Here is a 361-nt window from a genome sequence, read left to right on the forward strand (position 1 = left end):
GTGCTCAACCGAACGCGCCTGGGCCTGTTCGTGCGCGCCACCACGCAGAACCGCACGATGGCTGCCTGCGTTGGCGTGCGCACGTGGAAGGTCGACAGCTACGCGTTTGCATTCGGTGCCGGTATTGCCGGCCTGGGCGGCTGCGCACTCTCGCAGATCGGCAACGTCGGGCCGGATCTCGGCCAGAGCTACATCATCGATTCGTTCATGGCCGTGGTGCTGGGCGGGGTGGGGCAGGTGGCCGGCACGATCATCGGCGCGTTCGGCCTGGGGCTCATCAACAAGTTCATCGAGCCGTTCTATGGCGCGGTGCTGGCGAAGATCATCGTGCTGGTGCTGATCGTGCTGTTCATCCAGAAGC

The 361-nt window shown here is 64.8% G+C and carries 1 pseudogene; it reads left to right on the forward strand.

Features of this window, described 5'->3' with window-relative positions:
- Nucleotides 1-361, forward strand: a pseudogene (locus HX803_RS32500) (branched-chain amino acid ABC transporter permease); the annotation flags it as partial.

Source organism: Pseudomonas sp. P7548 (assembly GCF_013386585.1).
Lineage (GTDB): Bacteria > Pseudomonadota > Gammaproteobacteria > Pseudomonadales > Pseudomonadaceae > Aquipseudomonas.